At 46.3% G+C, this 21644-nt stretch carries 19 protein-coding genes; 9 read left to right on the top strand and 10 right to left on the bottom strand.

The features are described from left to right. Positions 1-406: 406 nt before the first annotated feature. Positions 407-1474 (bottom strand): DUF3810 domain-containing protein, encoded by a 1068-nt coding sequence (locus EOO49_RS18885; RefSeq protein ID WP_290848587.1) that lies wholly within the window; start codon positions 1472-1474, stop codon positions 407-409. A 375-nt stretch (positions 1475-1849) separates the two neighbouring features. On the opposite strand from EOO49_RS18885, the gene EOO49_RS18880 reads away from it, so the two are divergent. From EOO49_RS18880 to EOO49_RS18865, 4 genes are all read left to right on the top strand, one after another. After that, entirely contained in the window at positions 1850-3316 is a 1467-nt protein-coding gene (locus EOO49_RS18880; protein ID WP_290848591.1) for an aminoacyl-histidine dipeptidase, read from the top strand. Then, complete coding sequence (locus tag EOO49_RS18875; protein ID WP_290848585.1) at positions 3313-3690, top strand: hypothetical protein; 378 nt, start codon at positions 3313-3315, stop codon at positions 3688-3690. Before EOO49_RS18880 ends, EOO49_RS18875 begins: the two co-directional genes overlap by 4 nt. Before the next feature lie 120 nt (positions 3691-3810). Further along, complete coding sequence (locus EOO49_RS18870) at positions 3811-4836, top strand: hypothetical protein (protein ID WP_290848583.1); 1026 nt, start codon at positions 3811-3813, stop codon at positions 4834-4836. Beyond that, on the top strand, positions 4790-7171 hold the full coding sequence (locus EOO49_RS18865) for a hypothetical protein (RefSeq protein WP_290848580.1): 2382 nt from the start codon (positions 4790-4792) through the stop codon (positions 7169-7171). Before EOO49_RS18870 ends, EOO49_RS18865 begins: the two co-directional genes overlap by 47 nt. A gap of 1035 nt (positions 7172-8206) precedes the next feature. On the opposite strand, the gene EOO49_RS18860 is transcribed toward EOO49_RS18865, so the two are convergent. From EOO49_RS18860 to EOO49_RS18835, 6 genes are all read right to left on the bottom strand, one after another. Continuing rightward, on the bottom strand, positions 8207-8743 hold the full coding sequence (locus tag EOO49_RS18860) for a biopolymer transporter ExbD (RefSeq protein WP_290848574.1): 537 nt from the start codon (positions 8741-8743) through the stop codon (positions 8207-8209). 131 nt (positions 8744-8874) lie between these two features. Beyond that, a complete protein-coding gene (locus EOO49_RS18855; protein WP_290848572.1) occupies positions 8875-9336 on the bottom strand; it encodes a DUF6265 family protein in 462 nt (153 codons plus the stop codon). Between the two features lie 104 nt (positions 9337-9440). Continuing rightward, complete coding sequence (locus tag EOO49_RS18850; protein ID WP_290848570.1) at positions 9441-9896, bottom strand: hypothetical protein; 456 nt, start codon at positions 9894-9896, stop codon at positions 9441-9443. Positions 9897-9953: 57 nt separating this feature from the next. Further along, positions 9954-10421 (bottom strand): hypothetical protein, encoded by a 468-nt coding sequence (locus EOO49_RS18845; RefSeq protein ID WP_290848568.1) that lies wholly within the window; start codon positions 10419-10421, stop codon positions 9954-9956. After that, positions 10418-10666, bottom strand: a complete 249-nt coding sequence (locus tag EOO49_RS18840; protein WP_290848566.1) for a hypothetical protein — start codon at positions 10664-10666, stop codon at positions 10418-10420. The genes EOO49_RS18845 and EOO49_RS18840 overlap by 4 nt, the downstream gene beginning before the upstream one ends. 12 nt (positions 10667-10678) lie before the next feature. Then, positions 10679-11065, bottom strand: a complete 387-nt coding sequence (locus tag EOO49_RS18835; RefSeq protein WP_290848589.1) for a VOC family protein — start codon at positions 11063-11065, stop codon at positions 10679-10681. Positions 11066-11579: 514 nt separating this feature from the next. On the opposite strand from EOO49_RS18835, the gene prfA reads away from it, so the two are divergent. From prfA to EOO49_RS18820, 3 genes are all read left to right on the top strand, one after another. After that, positions 11580-12656, top strand: a complete 1077-nt coding sequence (gene prfA, locus EOO49_RS18830) for a peptide chain release factor 1 (RefSeq protein ID WP_290848564.1) — start codon at positions 11580-11582, stop codon at positions 12654-12656. Between the two features lie 285 nt (positions 12657-12941). Beyond that, the gene (locus EOO49_RS18825; RefSeq protein WP_290848563.1) at positions 12942-13142 is read left to right on the top strand and encodes a hypothetical protein; all 201 of its coding nucleotides are present in this window, start codon (positions 12942-12944) and stop codon (positions 13140-13142) included. 1262 nt (positions 13143-14404) lie between these two features. Further along, positions 14405-16549 carry a prolyl oligopeptidase family serine peptidase gene (locus EOO49_RS18820; protein WP_290848562.1) on the top strand — a complete coding sequence of 715 codons (2145 nt, stop codon included), beginning with the start codon at positions 14405-14407 and terminating at the stop codon, positions 16547-16549. Between the two features lie 167 nt (positions 16550-16716). Here the strand turns inward: EOO49_RS18820 and EOO49_RS18815 are convergent, their stop codons facing one another. Both EOO49_RS18815 and EOO49_RS18810 read right to left on the bottom strand, forming a co-directional pair. Next, entirely contained in the window at positions 16717-16875 is a 159-nt protein-coding gene (locus EOO49_RS18815; protein WP_290848561.1) for a hypothetical protein, read from the bottom strand. A 612-nt stretch (positions 16876-17487) separates the two neighbouring features. Beyond that, entirely contained in the window at positions 17488-17832 is a 345-nt protein-coding gene (locus tag EOO49_RS18810) for a hypothetical protein (RefSeq protein ID WP_290848560.1), read from the bottom strand. A gap of 181 nt (positions 17833-18013) precedes the next feature. Between EOO49_RS18810 and EOO49_RS18805 the strand changes: the two genes are divergently transcribed. Both EOO49_RS18805 and EOO49_RS18800 read left to right on the top strand, forming a co-directional pair. Next, entirely contained in the window at positions 18014-18487 is a 474-nt protein-coding gene (locus tag EOO49_RS18805; protein ID WP_290848558.1) for a T9SS type A sorting domain-containing protein, read from the top strand. Continuing rightward, a complete protein-coding gene (locus tag EOO49_RS18800; protein WP_290848557.1) occupies positions 18484-21192 on the top strand; it encodes a carbohydrate-binding domain-containing protein in 2709 nt (902 codons plus the stop codon). Before EOO49_RS18805 ends, EOO49_RS18800 begins: the two co-directional genes overlap by 4 nt. Positions 21193-21438: 246 nt before the next feature. Here the strand turns inward: EOO49_RS18800 and EOO49_RS18795 are convergent. Further along, a partial coding sequence (locus EOO49_RS18795) for a hypothetical protein (RefSeq protein ID WP_290848555.1) occupies positions 21439-21644 on the bottom strand: 206 nt, incomplete at its 5' end.

The following is a 21644-nucleotide window of genomic DNA, read 5'->3' as shown; positions in this document are numbered from 1 at the left end:
GCCGCAAGGCCTTTTTGCTACTTTTGCGGCCAGGCAAACCGAGGAACGAGGTTCACTGAATCCTTTAAAAAACAATAAAAATCAATGAAGTAAAAGTAGTCCCGCGGAAGGCGACGAACTACAACATCCGGCAGCGAAGCTGCCGCAAACACAAAATGAGCGAAGCTCATTTATATTCGGCATAGAGAGAAAAACTTTCCGGTTTCGCAGAAAATAATAAAGGAAAAACATTTTGCGGCTAAAAGAAACATAGCCCGGATGCGGGCAACTAGCCTTTCGCAGAAAAAACCCAGATTTTCTTAGGTTGCAACAGCGACCGAAGGAAGCTCGTTGCAACCTCTAGAAAAACCGGTTTTTGCAAGAAAGCTAGTGCCCGGCAGCCGGAAAAAGCTCAAAAAAAAGGCAATTAAAACGCCTCCGTTTTATAATAATTTACCATTAAGTCGACAAAGCGACTATAGCTCTCAATCCCTTCATCCTGAGAATTTGCCTTGAGAAAATGGTCGTAAAAAAATTTGAAGCCCGTTTCGACGAAAGACTCATAACTGTCCCAAAAATCCTTGCTTTGCTTGAAATTCAGGCGAATTCCGGGGTTTATGGTTTCGAGGATTCGTTTGGCTGATGCCTCGTCTCTCGCTTGAAGACTTCTCAAGCAATATTTCAAGGCAAGCGTGTAGCCTGAATATCTCAGATAAGCATCGTCGGAATTCACGGCAGCGAGATAGCCGACAAAATTCGCCTCACTTTCGCTGGCGTAGCCAATTTGATGCGCCATTTCGTGAGATGCCGTGGCCGGAAACGAGTACATCGGGACAAGATCGTTGACTTGGGCTTCATTCGTGAACGGATTCAGGTAGCCCGAAAATCCCATGTAGGACAACTGCAGGCTTATCAGCGATTTTTTGGAACTTGGACGTCCTAAGCCAAAAAAGGCGTAGCGCTTTGAAAGTTTGTCGTAAGCTTCGTGATTCAGTTCAAAAACAGCTTGTTGCGAATGCGGATTTTCGACTTTGGCACTTTTGTCGCCCGTGATCGCGAGTTGCAAAGCGTTTGTTTTGGTCACTAATTTTTTGGTGAAATCGAGTAGCTCTTCGTTGGAATATTCTGTTCCGAAACCCATTTTCTCCGGCAATTTGACGCGGTGGTAATTCATCGCCCAGAAAAAGTGGAACAGGAAATAGAACACCGAAAGAAAACCCGAAAATTGCAGCAAATTCGCTTTCCATGCCGTTTTCCACGACTTGTGTTTTATCCAAAGCCAACGCAGTAAAAGCGCGATCACGACTCCGTACAAAATGTCTCCGAACGAAAACGGGATCGATCCGAAAAGCCATCTCTCTGCACTTGAAGTCCAAACGTACAATCCGTTGCTGTAATACTTTTCCACGAAATCAGGGAAAAGCGCCAAGAGTCGCACGATCACAATTTGTATCGGCAACAAAATAGGCAGGATGAATTTTCGGCGTAATTTCAATGGTAATTTGAAAGTTTGCCTAAAAATACTCAGATATTTTCGAATCCCGATGCGACAAAACGGACAAGGTTGAAAAAACTTCAGGTTTGTTTGGAATCATTTATCGGCTTGTGAAAATACACGAATGGTGTCGATCCATCGGCCAGATCCTTGAAGTCGGTAAAAAGTAAAGCGAAAAATCCATATAATCTGAGAGAATCCGATTATCCGTGGAAAAAAGAGATAAACGCCATTGCAACTTTCTGGAGTGAATTCGATAAATCGATTTAAATTTGTGGTCGTTCTAAAAGCGAACAACGAATAGTGAACAACTAACAACGAATAGTGAACAACGAACAACGAATAGTGAACAACGAATAACGAACATTGAACAAACTGATGTCAGAAATAAGAAACCTCGAGCCCAAGCAGCTCTGGAACAAATTCGCCGATCTGAACGCCGTACCGCGTCCGTCGAAGAAAGAAGAACGCGTGATCGAATTCATGAAAAACTTTGGGAATTCACTCGGACTGGAAACTTTCGAGGATGAAATCCGAAATGTCATCATCCGCAAACCCGCGACGCCTGGCATGGAAAACCGCAAGACGATCGTCATGCAAGGCCATCTCGACATGGTGCACCAAAAGAACAACGATACGATTTTTGATTTCGACAAGCAAGGTATCGATATGTACGTGGACGGCGATTGGGTAAAGGCGAAAGGCACGACACTCGGCGCAGACAACGGACTTGGCGTAGCCACGATCATGGCGGTTCTTGAGTCGAAAGATATTGCGCATCCGGCAATCGAGGCACTTTTCACGATTGACGAAGAAACCGGGATGACAGGCGCCCTTAACCTCAAGGGAGGCATTCTGACGGGTGAAATCCTGCTAAATCTCGACACTGAGGAAGACGACGAAATCGACATCGGTTGTGCGGGTGGTATCGACGTCACTGCCAAAGGTTCGTACGAAAGAGACTATTCTTCGCTCCACACTTCGGGTTATAAAATCACCGTTAAAGGCTTGAACGGCGGACATTCCGGAATGCAGATCCACGAAGGTTTGGGCAACGCCAACAAAATCATGAACCGCCTTTTGTTCGAGACTTTCGAGGAATTCGATCTCCGGGTTTCGTCGATTGACGGCGGAAGCCTGAGAAATGCGATCCCGAGAGAAAGTGTCGCGATCGTGGCGCTTCCGCAGGCAAAAGTCGAGGAATTTCTGTCGGATATCGAAAAGACGATCGGTGACATAAAAGCCGAATTTGCGACTACGGAGAAAAACCTGCAGATTGCGATCGAAAAAACCGATACGCCTGACAAAGTGATGTCGGTGGAAGATCAACAAAAACTGATTTTGTCGCTTTACACGGCTCACAACGGCGTTTACCGAATGAGCGCCGACATGGCCGATTTGGTGGAAACCTCGAACAACATCGCGAGAGTCGTCGTGAAAGATGGCGAAATCCTTATCGGATGTTTGACGCGTTCTTCGGTCGAGACTTCGAAGTTCGACTTGGCAAATGCTTTGAAATCGGCGTTTTCGCTTGCCGGATATGAAGTCACTTTTACCGGAAGTTATCCGGGTTGGACGCCAAACGTAAACTCGGAAATCCTCAAGGTTTTGGTCGACATCTACAAAAAACAGAACGGAGGCGAACCCAAAGTCGTCGCTTGCCACGCAGGTTTGGAATGTGGTATTCTGGGAACGAATTATCCGGGAATGGACATGATTTCGTTTGGCCCGACAATTCACGGCGCGCACAGTCCGGATGAACGCGCGAGCATTTCATCGGCTAAAAAATACTGGAAATTCGTGTTGGAAATCCTCGAGAACATACCCGAAAGAACGCATTGAAAAAGCTGTTTTCTTTACTGATTTTGGTCGCGATGAGCAGTTGTTCGAGCGTTCTTGAATGTGCGCTCAACGATCCGCCGTATTGGGAAGACCGGACTTTGCCTGACGGAATGCGCTTCCAGTCTTACAACCAATCGGTTTTCCTGTATCGCGCTTCTGATTTCCAGATCGAGAATTTTCGGCTTTCGGGCGATCTGCCTCAAGGTCTGGACTACAATTTCTACGGTGACGATGTCGTGATTTCCGGAACACCGACGCAAAACGGCACTTTCCGCTTCAAACTCAAGGTAAAAGTGCAATATGTCGATGCCGACGGAAATTCCGAGTCGTGTTCGAGCACGATCGAAAAAAATTACAGCATAAAAATCAACTGAAAAACGCCGCCTCACAAGGGCGGTTTTTTATTTCAAAAAAAGTCGGACAAAAAATATTTCCAAACACAAAAATCATAAATTTATCGGGCTTTGCGTTAGTGCTTAAAACCCAGCCACAAGATGAAAAAACTGATGAGCCTGTTGCTGTTGAGCGCAGTGCTTTCGGCCTGTTCCGAGAAAAAACCTGTCAAGGTCGAACGCGCTTTCTATTATTGGAAAAGCGACGGACTGCACCAAATCGAAGCCTTGCGTCGGCTCAAGACACAAAAACTTTACGTGAAATATTTCGAGATCGATTTCTCGGGTGAAATGGGCGCATTCCCAATCGACAAAACGTACAGCAAAGGCAAGATCGATTCAACTTTTGCGGTCGTTCCGACGGTTTTTATCCGGAACGAGGTTTTCCTCAAATCGAGCCAGGGCGAAATCGACACTTTGGCCGAAAACGTGAGATTCCTGATCGACAAATACGTGGCTTACAGCAACAATAAGGACATTCCGGCCGAATGGCAATTCGATTGCGACTGGACGCCGAAATCGAGAGACAATTACTTCCGGTTTCTCAAAAAAATCAAGGCGATTTCAGGCAAGCAAATCAGTTGCACGCTTCGGCTTTATCCGTTCAAATACCGAACTAAAATGGGAGTTCCGCCTGTCGACCGCGCGATGTTGATGTGTTATAATTTGATTCAGCCGCTTGAAGACAAGACGCGAAACTCGATTCTCGATGTAGACGAACTTAAGGCATATCTGACTGTCGACGAAAAGTATCCGCTGCCGTTAGACGTCGCGCTGCCGATTTTTTCGTGGATGCATTTGTACCACAATGGCAAATTTTCCGGACTAGTTGACGGACGCATCAACAAATTCGGGGCAGCGGTAAAAAAGACAAAACCTATCTGGTACGAATTCGTCAAGGACACGGTGATCGATTACGAGCATTATTTTCGCGAAGGCGACCAGATCAAATTCGAGGAAATCACGACAAAGCAACTTTTCGCGGCCCAAAAACTGCTTGTGGAAAAACTCAAATTGCATGGCGACGTGACAGTTTCCCTATTCCATTTCGACAACGAACAACTTTCAGCATTCAAAGACGATGAAATCGAAAAACTCTATTCTGGTTTTACTGCTTCTGGCAAGTAGTGTGGCGCTTGGTTGCTGGTGGTATCCGTCGGGAGAGGATATACGCTTTAAATTGCTGGATCCGAAGGCGTTTCGCTATGGCGATTACTCGACTTTCAATTTCAGCGCTCGTCTTTTCGGCGACACTTTTTATCGCGAAGACCAAGACACGGTTGCGATCGAGGCGAATCCGAACGAGAAACTTTGGCTGGCTTACTGCAAAAACAACATCCGATTGGCCGATGTGAGAGAAGTCATGGCCGACAGTTTGGAACAAGGCATTTTTTCGGATAATACGACTTATGCGATGATCGGATATTTGCGCGCGCAAAAAGATTCCGAAGCTTTGGATTATCTCAGATTCGCCAAGGAATGCGAGAAATTCACGAGTTTTTCGGATAATCCTTGGGAAACGGAAAACGCTAAAAGTCCGGAAGGTGGCAAAGAGAAAATCGAGCAAGGGTTGGCAAAATTGGCGGTCGTCAAGAATCCGGAAATCGCCAAACGCTATGCCTTTTTGTTGATCCGACTGTCGTTTTACGAAGGGGAATCGGAACGCGTCCGAAGTCTGTTCAAACAACATTTCTCGACTATCGGAAAAGATGCGGTCTACTATTGGGCGCTTTATTTCGACTCGATGCAGATTAAGGATCAAGCTTTCCAGAATTTCATGTTTGCCCAGATTTTCGCGAATTCGCCCGATAAACGGGAAGCGACGTGGACGTTCCGAAATTCAAAAATCAAGGTTTCGGACGTTTTGAAATACGCGAAAACCAATGTGGAAAAAGCGAATGTCCTGGCGTTCTACGCGACGTTCAGGCACGACCCGGTTTTGTCTGAACTCAAGAAAATCCACGCTTTGGACCCGAATTCGGAATGGCTCGGATTTTTGCTTTTGAGAGAAATGAACAAACTCGAGGATTGGATTTTTACGCCTTATTATTTCGTTTTCCAACCGTCGATTGCCTCGAACGATTACCAGGAGGAAGAACCGAACAGTGTTGTGATTCTGAAAAGGTCGGAACGCGATAGGAAGTATGCCAAGTTGATGTTGGATTTTGTGCAATCGGCAAACAAATCGAAAGTAGCCGACGCCGAACTTTGGCAGATTTCAGAAGCCGAATTGCACCTGATGTGCCGGAATTACGACGCTTCCATTTCCAAAATAGACGCACTTCTTTCGCGCAAGGTTTCCAATCCGAAGATCCGGGATCAGGCGAGACTCGTGAAAGCTTTGGCGCTTACAGGTCGTCAGCCAAACGGGAATGCCGTGATTTTGCCCGAAATCGAACCTGTGCTTTTGGCCAACAAAACCAACTCGGATTTCCTATTTTCCATTGGCAAGGAACTCGAGCGGAAAGGCAATTTCACGCAAGCCGGATTGCTCTATGCCGTGACGCTTGCCGAAGACGGCGATTTTTGGAACGGCAGCGTTTACTGGCGCAAGGAAGGCGGTAAATTCGAAGGTTATTATTCTGATTTTTACTACGATTATTTCGATTACCTGAACATTTTCGCTACGCCTGAACAGCTGGCCGGACTTGTATCGGATACCGAAAAACGCAAAGATGCGAGCGGCAAATCAGATTTTGACCGATGGCTTTATAAGCGTACTTCGGCAGATTTGAATGTGCTCAAGGATTTGCTCGGCACGAAATACATGAGGCGAAATGATCTGGCCAACGCGAAGAAAGCTTTCGACCAGATTCCAGCGAACTACTGGCTTGAGAATTATTCGCTTTGGGAGAAAAACGGGCGCATCACGCAATATTCCGAAGGCGCGAACATTTTCGACGGCAATCCTTTTTTCGAGTTCAAGCACACGCCGGACTTTATGCCAAAAAAGGATGTCACGCGCTTGAACAAAGCGACGGTTTTGAATCAATTGCTTGTCTACATCGCGAAAGCCGAAAATCCGAAACAGATAAATCGCGATTATTATGCATTTCTTGTTGCGAACTGCTACTACAATATGACCGAATCCGGCAATTCGTGGATGATGAACCGATTTAACTATTCTGGTTCGATCTCAGCCGAAATCAATGTGGAAGGCGATCGGGATTTTCGCGGTTGTACGTTTGCCAAGGCCCATTATCTCCAAGCTTACAAGCTCGCGACGGATCACAAATTCAAAATGCTTTGCCTTCGGATGGCAGGCACTTGTCACGAAAATCTTGTCAATTATGATACGCAGTTTGACCAAAAGGCCAAGGACGCGTGGGTGAGGTCGGATTCTTGGGAATCGAATCCTTATTTCAAGGAAATGTTTGATGATTTTCCGTTTGATTACAGGAACCTTGAAGGGACTTGCGGTTTTTTTTCGGAGTATTTTCGGGAAAGAGGGAAGAGGCTTTGATTCAAATTGTTTTTGCCGATTCTCTGATTCTCGACGATTATCGTTTGGCTTTGATCGAAAATCTTGTGTTTTATGTTGGCACGAAATAACCATCCGGATCAAAAGCTTTAACTTTTTTTACAGAAAATCTGTAATCAACTCCCGGTTTTTTCCCCGAACTTCGGCCAGACCTAACAAATCTCCGAGATTTGTTAGGTCTTAGGAAAATGCGGCTTGCGACAGATTTCTGATGTTTCGAAGCGCGAGTTTCAACGCCAAAAGTTTCCAGCGACGACGTTATGAAAACGATTCTGGCGATTGAGGAAAAAAGGTGTTTCGGAGACACATTTTTCCAAAGCGACAGAGGAGGAAATCGAGGCCCGAGCAGATGGCAAGTCGTTTCACAAAAATCTCCGGGTCCGAAGATGCAACAAAGTTAAAAATGTCAATAGACACTTTCCGATCAGTCCGGCATTTGAGCGTTTTGGCGGGCACCTGACGTCTTGCAAATTCCCGCAAATGGAAGTTGTTTGAGCCACCCCAAAAGTTTCTGCATTCGAGAAAAAGTTCCGGCGAGTTCTTGCATTTGCGGAATTTGCAAGGCTGTCAGGTCGCCAAAATCGGTCGTGCCGCGAGCCTTTTTGTTACTTTTGCGGCGAGGCAAACCGAGGAACGAGGTTCACTGACCCGAGCGCAGCGAACTGGCGAAGCAATCCTTTAAAAAACAATAAAAATCAATGAAGTAAAAGTAAGCCCCGCTGGCAGGCGACGAATCAAAATCAAAGCAGGCGGCAGCGCAGCTGCCGAAAAACAAAAAAAAAGCGCAGCTTTTTTATTTACGCTTCGAGAGTGAGATAATGTCCGTAAACACAGAAATAAAAAATCAAAAAAAAAGGATCGTCCTACGACAATCCTAGCCCGGATGCGGGCAACTAGCCTTTTGCAGAAAAAACCGAGCTTTTCTAAGTTTAAAACAGCGACCGCAGGAAGCTCGTTTTAAACCTAGAAAAACCGGTTTTTGCAAAAAAGCTAGTGCCTGGCAGCCGGAAAAAGCTCCTACTGCATCGCAAGCAATTTAAGTTCTTCATTATCAGGGTCTATAATCGCGAAAGTCCTCACATCTGAAATCGCCATTTCGTCGAGCGCATCGACCAAATTCCTGTAGTTTGACTTTTTTCCGGGTTTGATCAGCACGATAAGTCCTTGATCTTTTTTCCCTATGGATTCGCAGTAAGCTTGCGCCTTTTCCTTGCTCTCCAACACTTTTTGTCTAAAGGCCGAAGTGCCCGAAGCGATTTCCATAGGGCGGTTTTCGGAAAGTTTTCCCATAAAGCATTTGAGTCTGTCGTTGTCGTCGATCAAGACCGTTAGCGTGCGGTTTTCGTCTACCGGCATCGGTTGGTTTGGCCCGTTGTCTGGCATTGTCAGGTCCATCGATTGTGGTTTCGACAATGAGGTCGTGAGCATGAAAAAGGTGATTAGCAGGAATGCCAGGTCGACCATAGCGGTCAAATCTACTTTCGAACTCAATTTTTTGCTTCGGACTTTTTTGGCTTTGGCGCCCGAATCCTGTGAAGTGTTCAATTCTGCCATGGCGGTTGGTTTTGGTTCATAAATCGGTTGATTTCCAAAGATCAGAAGCTTCGGACTACAATTTTGAACGCGTGAACAGCTTTCTATATTGTACGATTTTGGTCAGAATTTACTTCGGATGCAAAAAACGCTCACTTCACTTTTTTCATCGGAAAATCTTCGCTCATTTCGGCTCCATCCTTCAAACCCGAAATCGTAGCCTTGAGCGAATCACCGTAATTCTCATAGACGATTTTCGACGGATAGTCGTGCTCAGGATTTTCGAAAACAAATCGTTTGTCGCTTTTTGAGGTTAACGCGAATTCGACGGGTTTATCGTCGTTTTGACCAATTGCTGTTACGATGTAAATCAGGTTTCCGTGTCTTTGGACCAGTCGCACGTGTTCTGCAAAAACAGTGTCGTTTTCTGTCGTGATTACGAAGGATTTGGCTATCAACGCAGAATCTGATTCGACTGACCAAGTTTCGGTCATTTCGGCGCCTTTCAATTTTTGTTTCCAATTTCCGACCAGCCAATTTGCGTCTGTGAGATTCGCCTTGTCGGAACAGGAAGCCAAAATTGTCAATACAAAGAACAGCGTGATTTTTTTCATCTTTTTATTTATTGGAATCGTTTTGGTTCAAAAAAAACTTTCCGACACAAAGTACAAAAATACTTCGCATCGGAAAGGTTGTAATTCTTGGGCAAACCCGAGTGTTAGTCGTAATTGTGCTCTCTCTTATAATCGTCGATATCGGTTTTGACATCATTTGCGCTTTTCTCGACACGTGCTTTGAAGGCATCCCACTTTTCACCTGCCTTGTCGCTGAATTCGTCAAGATCTTTCTCCAGTTGGTCATTCTTGGCTTCGAGTTTGTCGATTTGTGCGTTAAATTTCACCTTGTTTTCGGCACTTTCCTTTGTCGCTTTTTCACGCAATTCGGCAATTCTTTTGTCGTTGTCGGCGATAAGTTTTTTGGTTCCCGCTTTCATCACGGCATAGTCGGAAGTGTCGGCGGCTTTGGCGTTTTCGTATTCGGCGGTAGCTTCGGCTTGGTCTTCAGTCGCTTCCACGACTTCGTCCTGAGCTTCTTTGGTGTCAGATTTACAGCTCGTCATTCCAAATGTCAAAACCGCAGCGGCGGCAACAGACAAAAATTTCGTTGATTTCATGATTCGATTATTTGTTTTAATGTCAGGTAAAAGTAACGCTTGGCTCTACCAAAAGTTTTACAGATAAACCACTGGATCTTTCAACAAACCAAGTTTTGAATCGATTTCATTTCGATTGCCATGCCAGTACTTCGATAGCGCGACCAGCCTTTGGTCCAAAGTTCGCAAAAGTGTAAGATCTTTTACGTCGCCGAAGTTCGCCAGCGGCTCCAGTAATCGCAAATCGCGGGTTTCAGCAAGTTGTCTGCGTATTTTTTCGTGGTAATCTTTGCGTTTCGGCAACCAAGGTGACATTTCTGCCAAGATTTTCGGATTCAACCGCGGTTGATCAAAAACGATTTCAATAAAGCGGTCGATATTTTTCTGGTTTTTGATGCCATTTTTGGAATAGGACGAAATATTGAGGATCATCGTAGGCAGTGAGTAAGCCGCGCGAAGACAGTCTGACCTAAGGCAAATGCTGTCATTCGAATCAAGCGTGTTCTCGAAAAGCTCCAATGCGATTTCCTGATTTTTCTCGATCAAAACTTCGGCCGCGAGAATCTTTCGTAAGGACTTTTTCCATTGTAAAAAAAGAAATCGAGTTCCTCTTCGGACGCTGTTTGTTTGAGTTGCACGCCAATCGATTCTGAAAAACTATCGAGAACTTGAACGAATGTGTGGGTTTCCAAAGGCTTGACGAGTTCCAAAACCTTTGGGGAAACTTCCTGTTTTCTGCTGCATGCACAAATCGCAAAACACGCTAGTAGTGCCAAGACTGAATTTCTCATTTTCGGATGGGATTATTTTTCATAAAATTCTATCGGAAGCCCGTCCGGATCGGCTGTGAACGTGAACTTTTTGTCCGTAAATCCATCAATTCGTACTGGCTCGCAATCGACGTCCTTCGTTTTTAGGTAGGCGATTGTTTCCGATACATCGTCCACTTCAAAAGCCAGATGCCGCAATCCCGCAGATTCAGGATGACTCGATCGCTTGGGCGGATTCGGGAACGAGAAAAGTTCTATGATGTAATTTCCGTTCAACGCCAAATCCAGCTTATGCGAATCGCGTTCCTTGCGATAAATTTCGCATACGACTTCCAATTTCAAAACGTCGACATAAAATCGTTTGGAAACCTCGTAATCCGAACAAATGACGGCGATGTGGTGAATTTTATTCAATTTCATTTTTAATTGTGATTTTTTGTGCGTGCGGACAAATCCTTCGCGGTCATAAAATCGATGTGCGCCTTCGCGTCTGAAGCTCGAGGTGACTTTGAGTTGCCGAATTTTCCTTGCCGATGTGATTTGCGTTATCTCGTAGGTCAGCGATTTTTCGACTCTGACGCTTCTCGCTTGCTCGCTCACGAACATTTTCCTGAATTTCACCAATCCATCACTTCATTCTCAAGCCGATCCACGAAATCAAAAACAATCCCGAAATCTAGCAATTTTGCGCTCCTGATTTCCGTTTTAAACGTTTACTGTCGTTTACAAACGGATATAAACGTTTATTAATTGCTTACTGTCGTTTACAAACGGATTTCTATCTGATTTTCAACAGGTTAAAGAATCGCGGATTTTTTAATGTTTTTCGTGCGTCCAAAGCTACAATCTATTAACAAAACAACTAGAAATGAGCGCATTATCCAATGCGTATTTTTCACTAAATTTGCGCCCTAATTTCACGAGAAAAAAACCAATGTTAGACCGTTTACAGTTCGTAAAACAGCGTTTTGACGAGATATCGGATTTGATCATCCAGCCCGATGTCATCGCCGAGCAAAAGCGCTATGTCCAATTGAACAAAGAATACAAGGACTTGAAGGCCATCGTCGAAAAACGCGAGGAGTATGTCAATGTGCTTGGAAATATAAAGGAAGCAAAGGAAATCATCGCCGACGGTTCCGATGCCGAAATGACGGAAATGGCCAAAATGCAACTCGACGAAGCCAACGATCTGTTGCCGCAACTCGAGGATGACATCAAGTTCATGCTGATTCCAAAAGACGCCGAGGACGCCAAGAACGTCATGGTCGAGATCCGCGCGGGAACGGGCGGGGACGAAGCCTCGATTTTTGCCGGGGATTTGTATCGCATGTACACTAAATATTGCGAAAACAGAGGTTGGAGAACGTCCGTCGTAGATTTGAACGAAGGAACTTCGGGCGGATTCAAGGAAATCATTTTCGAGGTCAACGGAGACGACGTTTACGGAACGCTCAAATTCGAAGCCGGCGTTCACCGCGTTCAGCGCGTTCCCCAAACCGAAACCCAAGGCCGCATCCACACTTCGGCGGCGACCGTGATGGTTTTGCCCGAAGCCGAGGAATTCGATGTCCAGATCGACATGAACGACGTGAGAATCGATTTGTTCTGTTCTTCCGGACCTGGCGGACAATCGGTAAACACGACAAAATCGGCAGTCAGGATGACGCACATCCCAACCGGACTCGTTGCCCAATGTCAGGATGAAAAATCACAGCACAAGAACAAAGACAAGGCGTTGACGGTTTTGCGTTCGCGTCTTTACGAGATGGAGCTTGCGAAAAAACAGGAAGAAGATGCGGCGAAACGCTCGTCTCAGGTGTCTTCAGGCGACAGATCGGCAAAAATCCGCACCTACAATTACCCGCAAGGCCGCGTCACCGATCACCGCATCGGGCTTACGCTCTACGACCTCGACAACGTTATGAATGGCGCTATCCAGAAGGTTATTGACGAGTTGCAGCTTGTCAACAATACTGAAAAACTTAAGGAAGCTAGCGAAGTGATATGAGGCAGTAGCGTTCTTTTATTATATACCCCGATTTTTTTGAATCGGGATTTTTTTTTGGAGCTTTTTCCGGCTTACTGGCACTAGCTTTCTTTAAAAAAAACCGGTTTTTCTAGGGTTTAAAACGAGCTTCCTGCGGTCGCTGCTTTAAACTTAGAAAAATGCGGTTTTTTCTGCAAAAGGCTAGTTGCCCGCATCCGGGCTAGGGATTGTTGTAAGACGATTCCTTTTTTCCTTTAAGAAACTTCTGTTTTTACTGAACTATTCTCACTCTCGAAACCTAAATAAATGAGCTTCGCTCATTTTGCTTCTTTCGGCAGCTGCGCTGCCGCAGGCTTTGATTTTCTTTTCGTCGCCTGCCAGCGGGGCTTACTTTTGCCTCGCCGCAAAAGTAACAAAAAGGCTCGCGGCACGACCGATTTAGGCGACCTGACAGCCTTGCAAATTCCGCAAATGAAAGAACTCGCCGGAACTTTTTCTCGAATGTAGAAACTTTTGGGTGGCTCAAACAACTTCCATTTGCGGGAATTTGCAAGACGTCAGGTGCCCGCCAAAACGCTCAAATGCCGGACTGATCGGAACGTGTTTATTGACATTTTTAACTTTGTTGAATCTTCGGGCCCGGAGATTTTTGTGAAACGACTTGCTATCTGCTCGAGCCTCGATTTCCTCCGCTATCGCTTTGGAAAAATGTGTCTCCGAAGCACCAAAATTCTAAAATCGCAAGAATCGTTTCCATAACGTCGTATCCGGAGACTTTTGGCGTTAAAAACCCGTGCTTCGAAACGACCAAAGAACCAGTTGAAAATCGGTGGAAAGCCGCATTTTTCTAAGACCTAACAAATCTCCGAGATTTGTTAGGTCTGGCCGAAGTTCGGGAAAAAAATTGGGACTCGATTACAGATTTTCTGTAGAAAATGTTAAGGTTTTTGATCAGGATGGTTGTTTCGGGCAAACGTAAAAACCCAAGATTTTCGATCAAAGCCAACCGATTGTTTCCGTCAAAGACATAGCTGTTATTCGCTACGGAGCCAATTTTTAGCGCAGCGCAGCAAGCTAAAAAGCAAATAAACACTTCCAATTAGTCCGCGGCCTAAGCACAAAACGCGGGTACCTGACGTCACGAAAATTCGTTGACCCGAGCAACGCGAATTGACGGAGCTTTGCGGAGTAAATGAAAAACTGTTTGAGCCAGAAAAGAGCATCCGGCGAAAAAGCAGTTTCCGGCGAGTTTTTTTTATTTCCGAATTTTTGGGGCTGTCAGGTCGCGTTTTTGGTTCAGCCGCAAGGCCTTTTTGCTACTTTTGCGGCCAGGCAAAAGTAGTGCCGAGGAAGGCGACGAACTACGACATCCGGCAGCAAAGCTGGCGCAAACACCAAAAAAAGCGCAGCTTTTTTAATTAAGCTTCAAGAGTACAATTAGTTCCGTAAACACCGAAATCAAAACAAAAAAAGGAAAATCGGTTTACGACAATCCCTAGCCCGGATGCGGGCAACTAGCCTTTTGCAGAAAAAACCGCATTTTTCTAAGTTTAAAACAGCGACCGCAGGAAGCTCGTTTTAAACCCTAGAAAAACCGGTTTTTACAAAAAAGCTAGTGCCCGGCAGCCGGAAAAAGCTCCTAAAAAACGCCAAAAACGAAATTTAAAAAATCACTTTATAGTCAAAAAACGTCGTTGGTATATTTTAGCAAAAGAAGAAACTGAAAAACAGTATTTTAGCTCAATGATCTGAAGATAAAATCCTTACCAATGAAAAAACTTATATTTATTGTTCCATTACTGTCGGCAGCGTGCTTTTCGCAATACAAATACCCGCAAACGAAAACGGTAACGGCATCGGACACGTATTTCGGGGTCAAAGTCAACGATCCTTATCGCTGGCTCGAAGATGTGAAAAATGACGAGGTCAGTGCCTGGCTCAAAAATCAGGATGCTTATACCGAAAGCGTGCTCAACAAAATCCCGAACCAGGACAAAATCGTCAAGGAACTCGTGGCTTACGAGCAGATCGGGGCTGACAGGTATTCGCCTTTGGGCAAAGCCGGCGGACGTTATTTCTACACGAAAAGAGTAAAAGGCGAGCAAGTGGCCAAGCTATATTATCGCGAAGGCACGGCTGGACCAGAAATTTTGCTTTTCGACCCGACGAAGTTTATTAATGGAAAAGTGATGGATTTCCAGGCCGAACTGTGCTCAGATGGAAGCAAAGTCATCCTTAACATGAGCGAACAAGGCTCCGAAACGGGTGATGTGCGGATTCTCGATGTCAGGACAATAAAGATTCTGCCCGATGTGCTGCCGCATTCCGAAGGTTATTTCATGGATGGTTCGAACAGCACGATTTTTTACGCGCAGTACAAAAGTTATGATGTGCACGATCCCGAGAACAGGCTGAACATGCCTTTGAAACGACACAAGATCGGAACTCCGGTTTCGTCCGATATCGTTTTGGCGAGTGCGAAAAAATATCCGGAACTCGGAATCAAGCCTCATGAAATGCCGATTTTGATGAATTTCAAGGAATCGCCTTATGTTTTCCTAGGGAAAATGAACGTCGACAACCACATGGAGCTTTATATTGCGCCGATATCGGAACTCGAAAAACCGCACGTCAAGTGGAAGCCGTTTGCGAAAAGGTCGGATGAGATCTGGCGATTTTTCCCCGTTGGAGACGACGTCTATCTTTACACGTCAAAGGACAATTCGCGTTTCAGGTTGTTGAAAACCTCGGCCAAGAATCCCGATTTTTCGAAAGCGAAGGAAGTTTTGTCTGGAAATGCCGACTGGAAATTGTCTGAAGTTTCACAAGCCAAAGATTATCTGATAATCAGCAAAAGCAGGAACGAACTGATTTTTGAACCGTGGGCCTATAACATGAAAACGGGCGAACTCAAGCCGATCAAGACGCCGTTGAAAGGAAATGCCGAAGCCAGCGCCGTTTCTTCGAGCTATAACGAGATCAAGTTCATCAATTCGGAGTGGAATATTCCGCTCGATTACTACCACTATGACCTTGACAAAAATGAGTTTTCGAATGGGCCATTCCATTCGGGAATCTCGGTTCCGAATATCGAAAACGTGGTTTATGAGGAAGTCGAAATCCCGTCCCACGACGGTACGATGGTGCCTTTGAGTATCGTTTATGACAAATCTAAACTGTCAAAGGACGGCAGCAATATCGCGATGATGTATGGATATGGTTCTTACGGACGCGCAGCTTATCTGCCCACTTTTTCCACGACGATGCTTCCGTTGCTCAATCGCGGTGTCGTGATCGCATTTGCGCACATTCGCGGCGGTGGCGAGAAAGGACAGGAATGGTATCTGGCGGGAAAGAAAACGACGAAACCCAATACCTGGAAAGATTTCAACGCCTGCGCGGAATATCTGATCGACAACAAATACACTTCGTCCCAAAAGCTCGGGATTTCGGGTGCGAGTGCTGGCGGCATTCTCATCGGACGCGCGATCACGGAACGACCTGATCTTTACAAGGTCGCTATCCCGAAAGTCGGATGCCTAAACGCTTTGCGAATGGAATTTTCTGCAAACGGACCCGGAAATATCCCAGAATTCGGAACCGTTGCAATCGAGGAAGAATTCAAGGCGCTTATGGAAATGGACGCGTACCAACACGTACAAAGCGGCATAAATTATCCGGCTCAGCTCGTGACGACGGGTTTCAACGATTCACGCGTGGACAGTTTTATCCCGGCCAAATTCGCGGCGATGATGCAATCGAGAAACGGGTCGAAGTTACCGGTGCTACTGGATGTCGATTACAAGGCGGGACATTTTGGAGGCAGCACGCTCGATGAGAAATTTGCCCAGAATGCACGGGAATTCGCATTTCTGATGTGGCAATGTGGTGATCCGGAATTCCAATCGAATTAGAATTTGGAATCCGATTCATACAAAGACAACAATAAAACCCAATTTTGTCGAAAAGACGTTAATTAACTAATGTTGAATGTCTTAACCGCTTATCTTTAAGATTCCTAAGTTAATAGGATTGGGTGTTTGAAGCCGAGAGATTGGGGAATCTTTCGGCTTCGTTCTTTTTAGTCGGTTTGGAATTTGTCCTGGTCTTTCCAGGTTTCCTCGAATGTCGGCGCTTTCACGTCTTGTTTTGGAGTTTCTTCCGATTGTTTTGGCTGGGTTGTTTTGCCATCGGATTCCTTTTCCACTTGTTTCGGCTGCTTGTCTTTGTCTTTTCCCATGGCTTTCGTTTTTTGGTTGATTATAAATTTAGCGATTTGGTGTCCGTTGACGTTTCGCTTTTTGTTACGTTATTTATACGATTTGCCTGCGCGGAAGAGAATTCCAACGGTGAATCTTTTCAAAAATCCCTAGTTTTCGGACGTGATAACAAAAAACTGGACAAAAAGCCGCAAGTTACTCGCGAGAACCTTTTGGACTTCACTGATTACGCGACCAAAGTGAACGAAGGGAACGTCAAAGGTCACTCGAATTTCGCTTTTGAGTCGTCGAGGAAAATCCCAGGAGGTTCTTTTCGGCTTTGCAGAATTCCGTAGCGCAATCGTCGCAACATGGGCGAGAATTGCAGCTTTCGATGTGGTTTTGACTGCAGGTAATTCTGGTGGAATCCACAAAGCGTTTTATCCAAAATCAGCAGTAATCATCTTTCATAGAAAAAGTACTTTTCCGGAACTGATTCCGAACTTGACACGCTTTATTTGTCGCAACTGGAAAGTGTGTCCAAGTTTCGCGAGTAACCGAAATGCAAGTGCCTTAGTTTTCCGAGTCACAGACTCGGCCACACACTGCGCGGAGTTAAAAACTCCGCGCCACAAATCAACAAAAATCCCAAATCACTTAGGACTAGGATTAGCAGTACTAGCCGGAGGATTCGAAACCGTCCCGCCCGGATTATTGCTGGCATCAGGCGTAGTGCTAGGCTGCGTATTCCCAGAAGCCTTATTAGCACTATTATTCGAACTCGAAGTCGTCGAAGCCGGAACCGCTTCGTCAGCCTCGGCGCGCCTATGCGTCTGAGGCGCTTCTTTGTTCAAGGTCGCGTTGGTCTGCGTCGCCCTTTTGTTTTGTTCCGCTCTCACTTGCGTCGCTTTTTCGACCTTGACTTTCGTCGAATCGGTTTGAGCCGAAGCAACAGAAAATGTGAGCAGGAAAAGTACCGTAATGGCCAAAGTTTTCATAATCAGAAGTTTTTGAAACGACAAGTTCTGACTTCTGACGAAAAATCCCATTACAGCAATCGCCTCAAACCTTACATCAAAAAAACGCCTTATCGTCGCCGAAAGTTGGCCGTTCGCCTCTTTTATTTCGGTTGGCGTCGACCGTGAGGTATTTTGGCCGATAAATAGAAAACTACCGAAAATGACCAAAAAAATTATCCTATTCTGCCTGTTGCTCATCGGGTTAGCGTCGTTCGCCCAAACCGGAGTCACGGTGACTTATTACGACGGCACGACCCAAGGTTTCAATGTGACCGCGGCCGGAAAACTGTATTTCGAGCAAGACAATCTGCTAGTGAAAATTGAGGCCTCGTCCGTTCCTACGACGATTCCGGTGAGTATCATCCGCAAGATCGCATTCTCGAATTCGCTTGCGACCGAGACTTTCGGACAAAACAAAAGCAATGTCGTACTGTATCCGAATCCGGCCAGCGACGCAATCAAAATCAAAGCCGACAACTTCGATACTTTGGAAACCAAAATCTATTCGCTGTCTGGACAACTCGTCCTCAAAGGCAATTTCCAGTCGGGACAAGATATTGACGTTTCGGCGCTCACTTCGGGACTTTATCTGGTACAAGTGAACGGAATAACCATCAAATTCAGCAAAAAATGAAAAAGTTCTTCCTTTTTACTTTGCTTTCGCTGCTGACGATTTCGGCCTTCGCACAACAAAAAATGCGCGTCCACAATTCGGACAATGTCATGTATGCCAAGGAAATTTCGGCCGTTGACAGCATTAAGTTCGACGATACTTACGCGAGGTTCAAAACATCCGATGCGACTTCGACATTGAATCTGCAAAAGACGTTGGTCGACAGTTTGACTTTTACGACGTCGGCGGTAAATCTCGACAAAATCTACATCATCTACAACGGAGCCGATACTGCGACGATCATCAATCCGTATGCGAATTCAGGCGTGAACATTACTGCAAATGCAGGAACTGTCGTTGTGGAGGCAACTTCGGGAATCGCGAATCTCGAGTACAACATTCTCGGATCTTCGGCCAACGGAAGCCTTGCGATGACAACCGACCAAGACGTGATTTTGGCCTTGAACAATCTGACGCTGACCAATCCTGCTGGCGCGGCTTTTGCGATCGCGGGAACGAAAACCACGAACATTGTACTCAAAAACACCTCGGCTTTGTCTGACGGTAGCGCAAGTTCAAAAAACGGAACAATCACATCCGACGGACCGATCGCAATTTCAGGAACGGGCTCGCTTTCGATAAGCGGAGTGAAAAAGCACGGCATCAACACTTCATCGACGATTTCGGTCTCTGGCGCAAGTACGACAATCGCGTCCGCAGCTTCTGACGGATTCCATTCCGAGGGTTACAACATGACAGGCGGAACGGTTTCGATCACATCAACCGCCGACGGAATCGACGCCGGAAACGCCGCAATCCTGATCACGTCCGGAACGGTGAACGTCACTTCGACAGCAGCCGACGTCAAAGCGGTAAAAACCGGAACAAGCACAATAACCATTAACGGCGGCACTTTGAATCTGACCGTTTCGGGCGCGCAATCAAAAGGAATCAGCGCCAAAGGAAATATTTCGGTTACGGCCGGAACGATTGGCGTGACGATTTCGGGCGCGACGGTTTTGACTGCCGAAGACAGCGGTTTCGATCCGTCTTACGCGAGTGCTTTCAAGTCTGACGCCCAAATCAACATTTCAGGCGGAACTTTCAACATCCAGGCGCTGGCTGCGGCCGATGGTGGAAAAGGTTTTTCTGCCGACGGAAACATCAACATCACAGGCGGAAACTTCACCGTTTCGACAGCCGGAAATGGCGGCACTTATACCAACACATTGGGCGTCGCCGACAGTTTTTCGACCTCGGGTTTCACAACCGACGCTGACATCAACATTTCCGGAGGAACGTTTACCTTGACCAACACAGGAACCGACGGAAAAGCGATTTCGGCCGACGCGAACGTGAACATTTCGGGAACGGCACAAATCTCGATTGCGAACTCAGGAAATTCGGGCAAAGGCATCAAAGCCGACGGCACCGTGAATTTCTCTGGCGGAACGACCACGATCGCGTTGTCGGGAACGACGGTTTTGAAAGCTTCGGGAAGCGGTTTCGATCCGTCTTATCCGACAGGCGTAAAATCGGAAGGCAATCTCACGATCAACAGCGGAGCGATCACGATCACGGCAACTTCTGCGGCAAAAGGCGCGAAAGGTTTGTCGTCTGACGCACAAATCATCACAAACGGCGGATTTGTCAACATCACGAACGCCGGGCCGGGCCAAACTTACACGAATGCATCCGGCACTATCGATTCCTATTCGGCGGCTTGCCTTTCGGCAGATGCGAGCATCGAGATCAACGCGGGAACGATCACCACGACAAGTTCGGGAACGGGCGGAAAAGGCATCAAGGCCGACGGCGCGATCACGATTGGAACGTCAACCACAAGCCCGACATTGAACATCACCACAACCGGACAAAGATTCCTGGTTTCGGGTTCCGATTACAGCCACCCCAAAACGCTTGTGGCCGCGGGCGCGATCACGATCACTTCGGGCACGAACACGTTCAATTCCAGCGACGACGGCATCCACTCTGACGTTTCAGTAACCGTAAACGGCGGAACGAACGTAGTAAACGCGATCTCAACCACGCAAGGAATGGGCGAAGGCGTCGAAGCTCCGATGATCTATTTCAACGCAGGCGTTTCCAACATCACGGCATCGAACGACGGCATCAACGCGACGTTCGGAACTGTTGCCGGAGGAACCGAATCAAACGACGGAAGCCATTTGTACATCACGGGCGGCATCGTGATCGTAGCCGGAAGCGACGCCATCGACAGCAACGGTAACATCACGATAACAGGCGGAACGACAATCGTGAACGGCCCGACGAACCAACCCGAAGAAGGCATCGATTTCAACGGCACATTCCTGATGAACGGCGGATTCCTGATTTCGGCCGGATCGAACGCCAACATGACCAAAGCGATGAGCGCCGGATCGACTCAAGTAAGTCTGTATCTCAAGTCGAATCAGCAACTTGCGGCCAGTTCCATGCTTCATATCGAGAATGCATCCGGAACCGAAATGGTGACTTTCAAACCTAAAAACGGCGTCTACTATTTCCATTTCTCAAGCGGAAGTTTGGCGCAAAGCACGCAGTACAAAGTCTACTTTGGCGGTTCTTACACTGGCGGAAGCTACGTTGGTGGCGGCACGTCGTGGGGACTTTATACCGGCGGTGCTTATTCGACTGCCGGCGGTACTTTGAAGAGTACTTTTACGACTTCCGGAACTGCCAAAGTCAATACAGTTACTTTTTAAAAAACGTTTTTTTATTTTAGAAAATCCTGGTCCTTTTTGGATTGGGATTTTTTTTTGGAGCTTTTTCCGGCTAACTGGCACTAGCTTTCTTTAAAAAACCGGTTTTTCTTTAGTTTGGCACGAGCTTCCGTTGGTCGCTGTGCCAAACTAAGAAAAAGGCGGTTTTTTCTGCAAAAGGCTAGTTGCCGTTATCCGGGCTATGGATTGTCGTAAGACGATCCTTTTTTCTTTAAACACAATTTTATTCTACGGAACATTTTTTCTCTCGCAGCCTAATAAAAATGAGCTGCGCTTATTTTGCGTTTGCGGCAGCTGCGCTGCCGTGTGTTGTTGTTCGTCGCCTTCCGCGGGACTACTTTTGCCTGGCCGCAAAAGTAGCAAAAAGGCCTTGCGGCTCGAACCAAAAACGCGACCTGACAGCCTTGGAATTTGGAAAAGAGGCGAACAATGCG

Source organism: Flavobacterium sp., assembly GCF_004295795.1.
Taxonomy (GTDB): Bacteria; Bacteroidota; Bacteroidia; order Flavobacteriales; family Flavobacteriaceae; genus Flavobacterium.
Note: the sequence above shows the minus strand (reverse complement) of the source record. Positions and strands in the feature narration are given on the sequence as shown.

Excerpts from the sequence above, each read along its gene's own strand:
- EOO49_RS18870 (WP_290848583.1), top strand. The coding sequence starts at position 3,811 with ATGAAAAAACTGATGAGCCTGTTGCTGTTGAGCGCAGTGCTTTCGGCC.
- EOO49_RS18865 (WP_290848580.1), top strand. The coding sequence starts at position 4,790 with ATGAAATCGAAAAACTCTATTCTGGTTTTACTGCTTCTGGCAAGTAGT.
- EOO49_RS18860 (WP_290848574.1), bottom strand. The coding sequence starts at position 8,743 with ATGGCAGAATTGAACACTTCACAGGATTCGGGCGCCAAAGCCAAAAAA.
- EOO49_RS18855 (WP_290848572.1), bottom strand. The coding sequence starts at position 9,336 with ATGAAAAAAATCACGCTGTTCTTTGTATTGACAATTTTGGCTTCCTGT.
- EOO49_RS18850 (WP_290848570.1), bottom strand. The coding sequence starts at position 9,896 with ATGAAATCAACGAAATTTTTGTCTGTTGCCGCCGCTGCGGTTTTGACA.
- EOO49_RS18840 (WP_290848566.1), bottom strand. The coding sequence starts at position 10,666 with ATGAGAAATTCAGTCTTGGCACTACTAGCGTGTTTTGCGATTTGTGCA.
- EOO49_RS18835 (WP_290848589.1), bottom strand. The coding sequence starts at position 11,065 with ATGAAATTGAATAAAATTCACCACATCGCCGTCATTTGTTCGGATTAC.
- prfA (WP_290848564.1), top strand. The coding sequence starts at position 11,580 with ATGTTAGACCGTTTACAGTTCGTAAAACAGCGTTTTGACGAGATATCG.
- EOO49_RS18825 (WP_290848563.1), top strand. The coding sequence starts at position 12,942 with ATGAGCTTCGCTCATTTTGCTTCTTTCGGCAGCTGCGCTGCCGCAGGC.
- EOO49_RS18820 (WP_290848562.1), top strand. The coding sequence starts at position 14,405 with ATGAAAAAACTTATATTTATTGTTCCATTACTGTCGGCAGCGTGCTTT.
- EOO49_RS18815 (WP_290848561.1), bottom strand. The coding sequence starts at position 16,875 with ATGGGAAAAGACAAAGACAAGCAGCCGAAACAAGTGGAAAAGGAATCC.
- EOO49_RS18810 (WP_290848560.1), bottom strand. The coding sequence starts at position 17,832 with ATGAAAACTTTGGCCATTACGGTACTTTTCCTGCTCACATTTTCTGTT.
- EOO49_RS18805 (WP_290848558.1), top strand. The coding sequence starts at position 18,014 with ATGACCAAAAAAATTATCCTATTCTGCCTGTTGCTCATCGGGTTAGCG.
- EOO49_RS18800 (WP_290848557.1), top strand. The coding sequence starts at position 18,484 with ATGAAAAAGTTCTTCCTTTTTACTTTGCTTTCGCTGCTGACGATTTCG.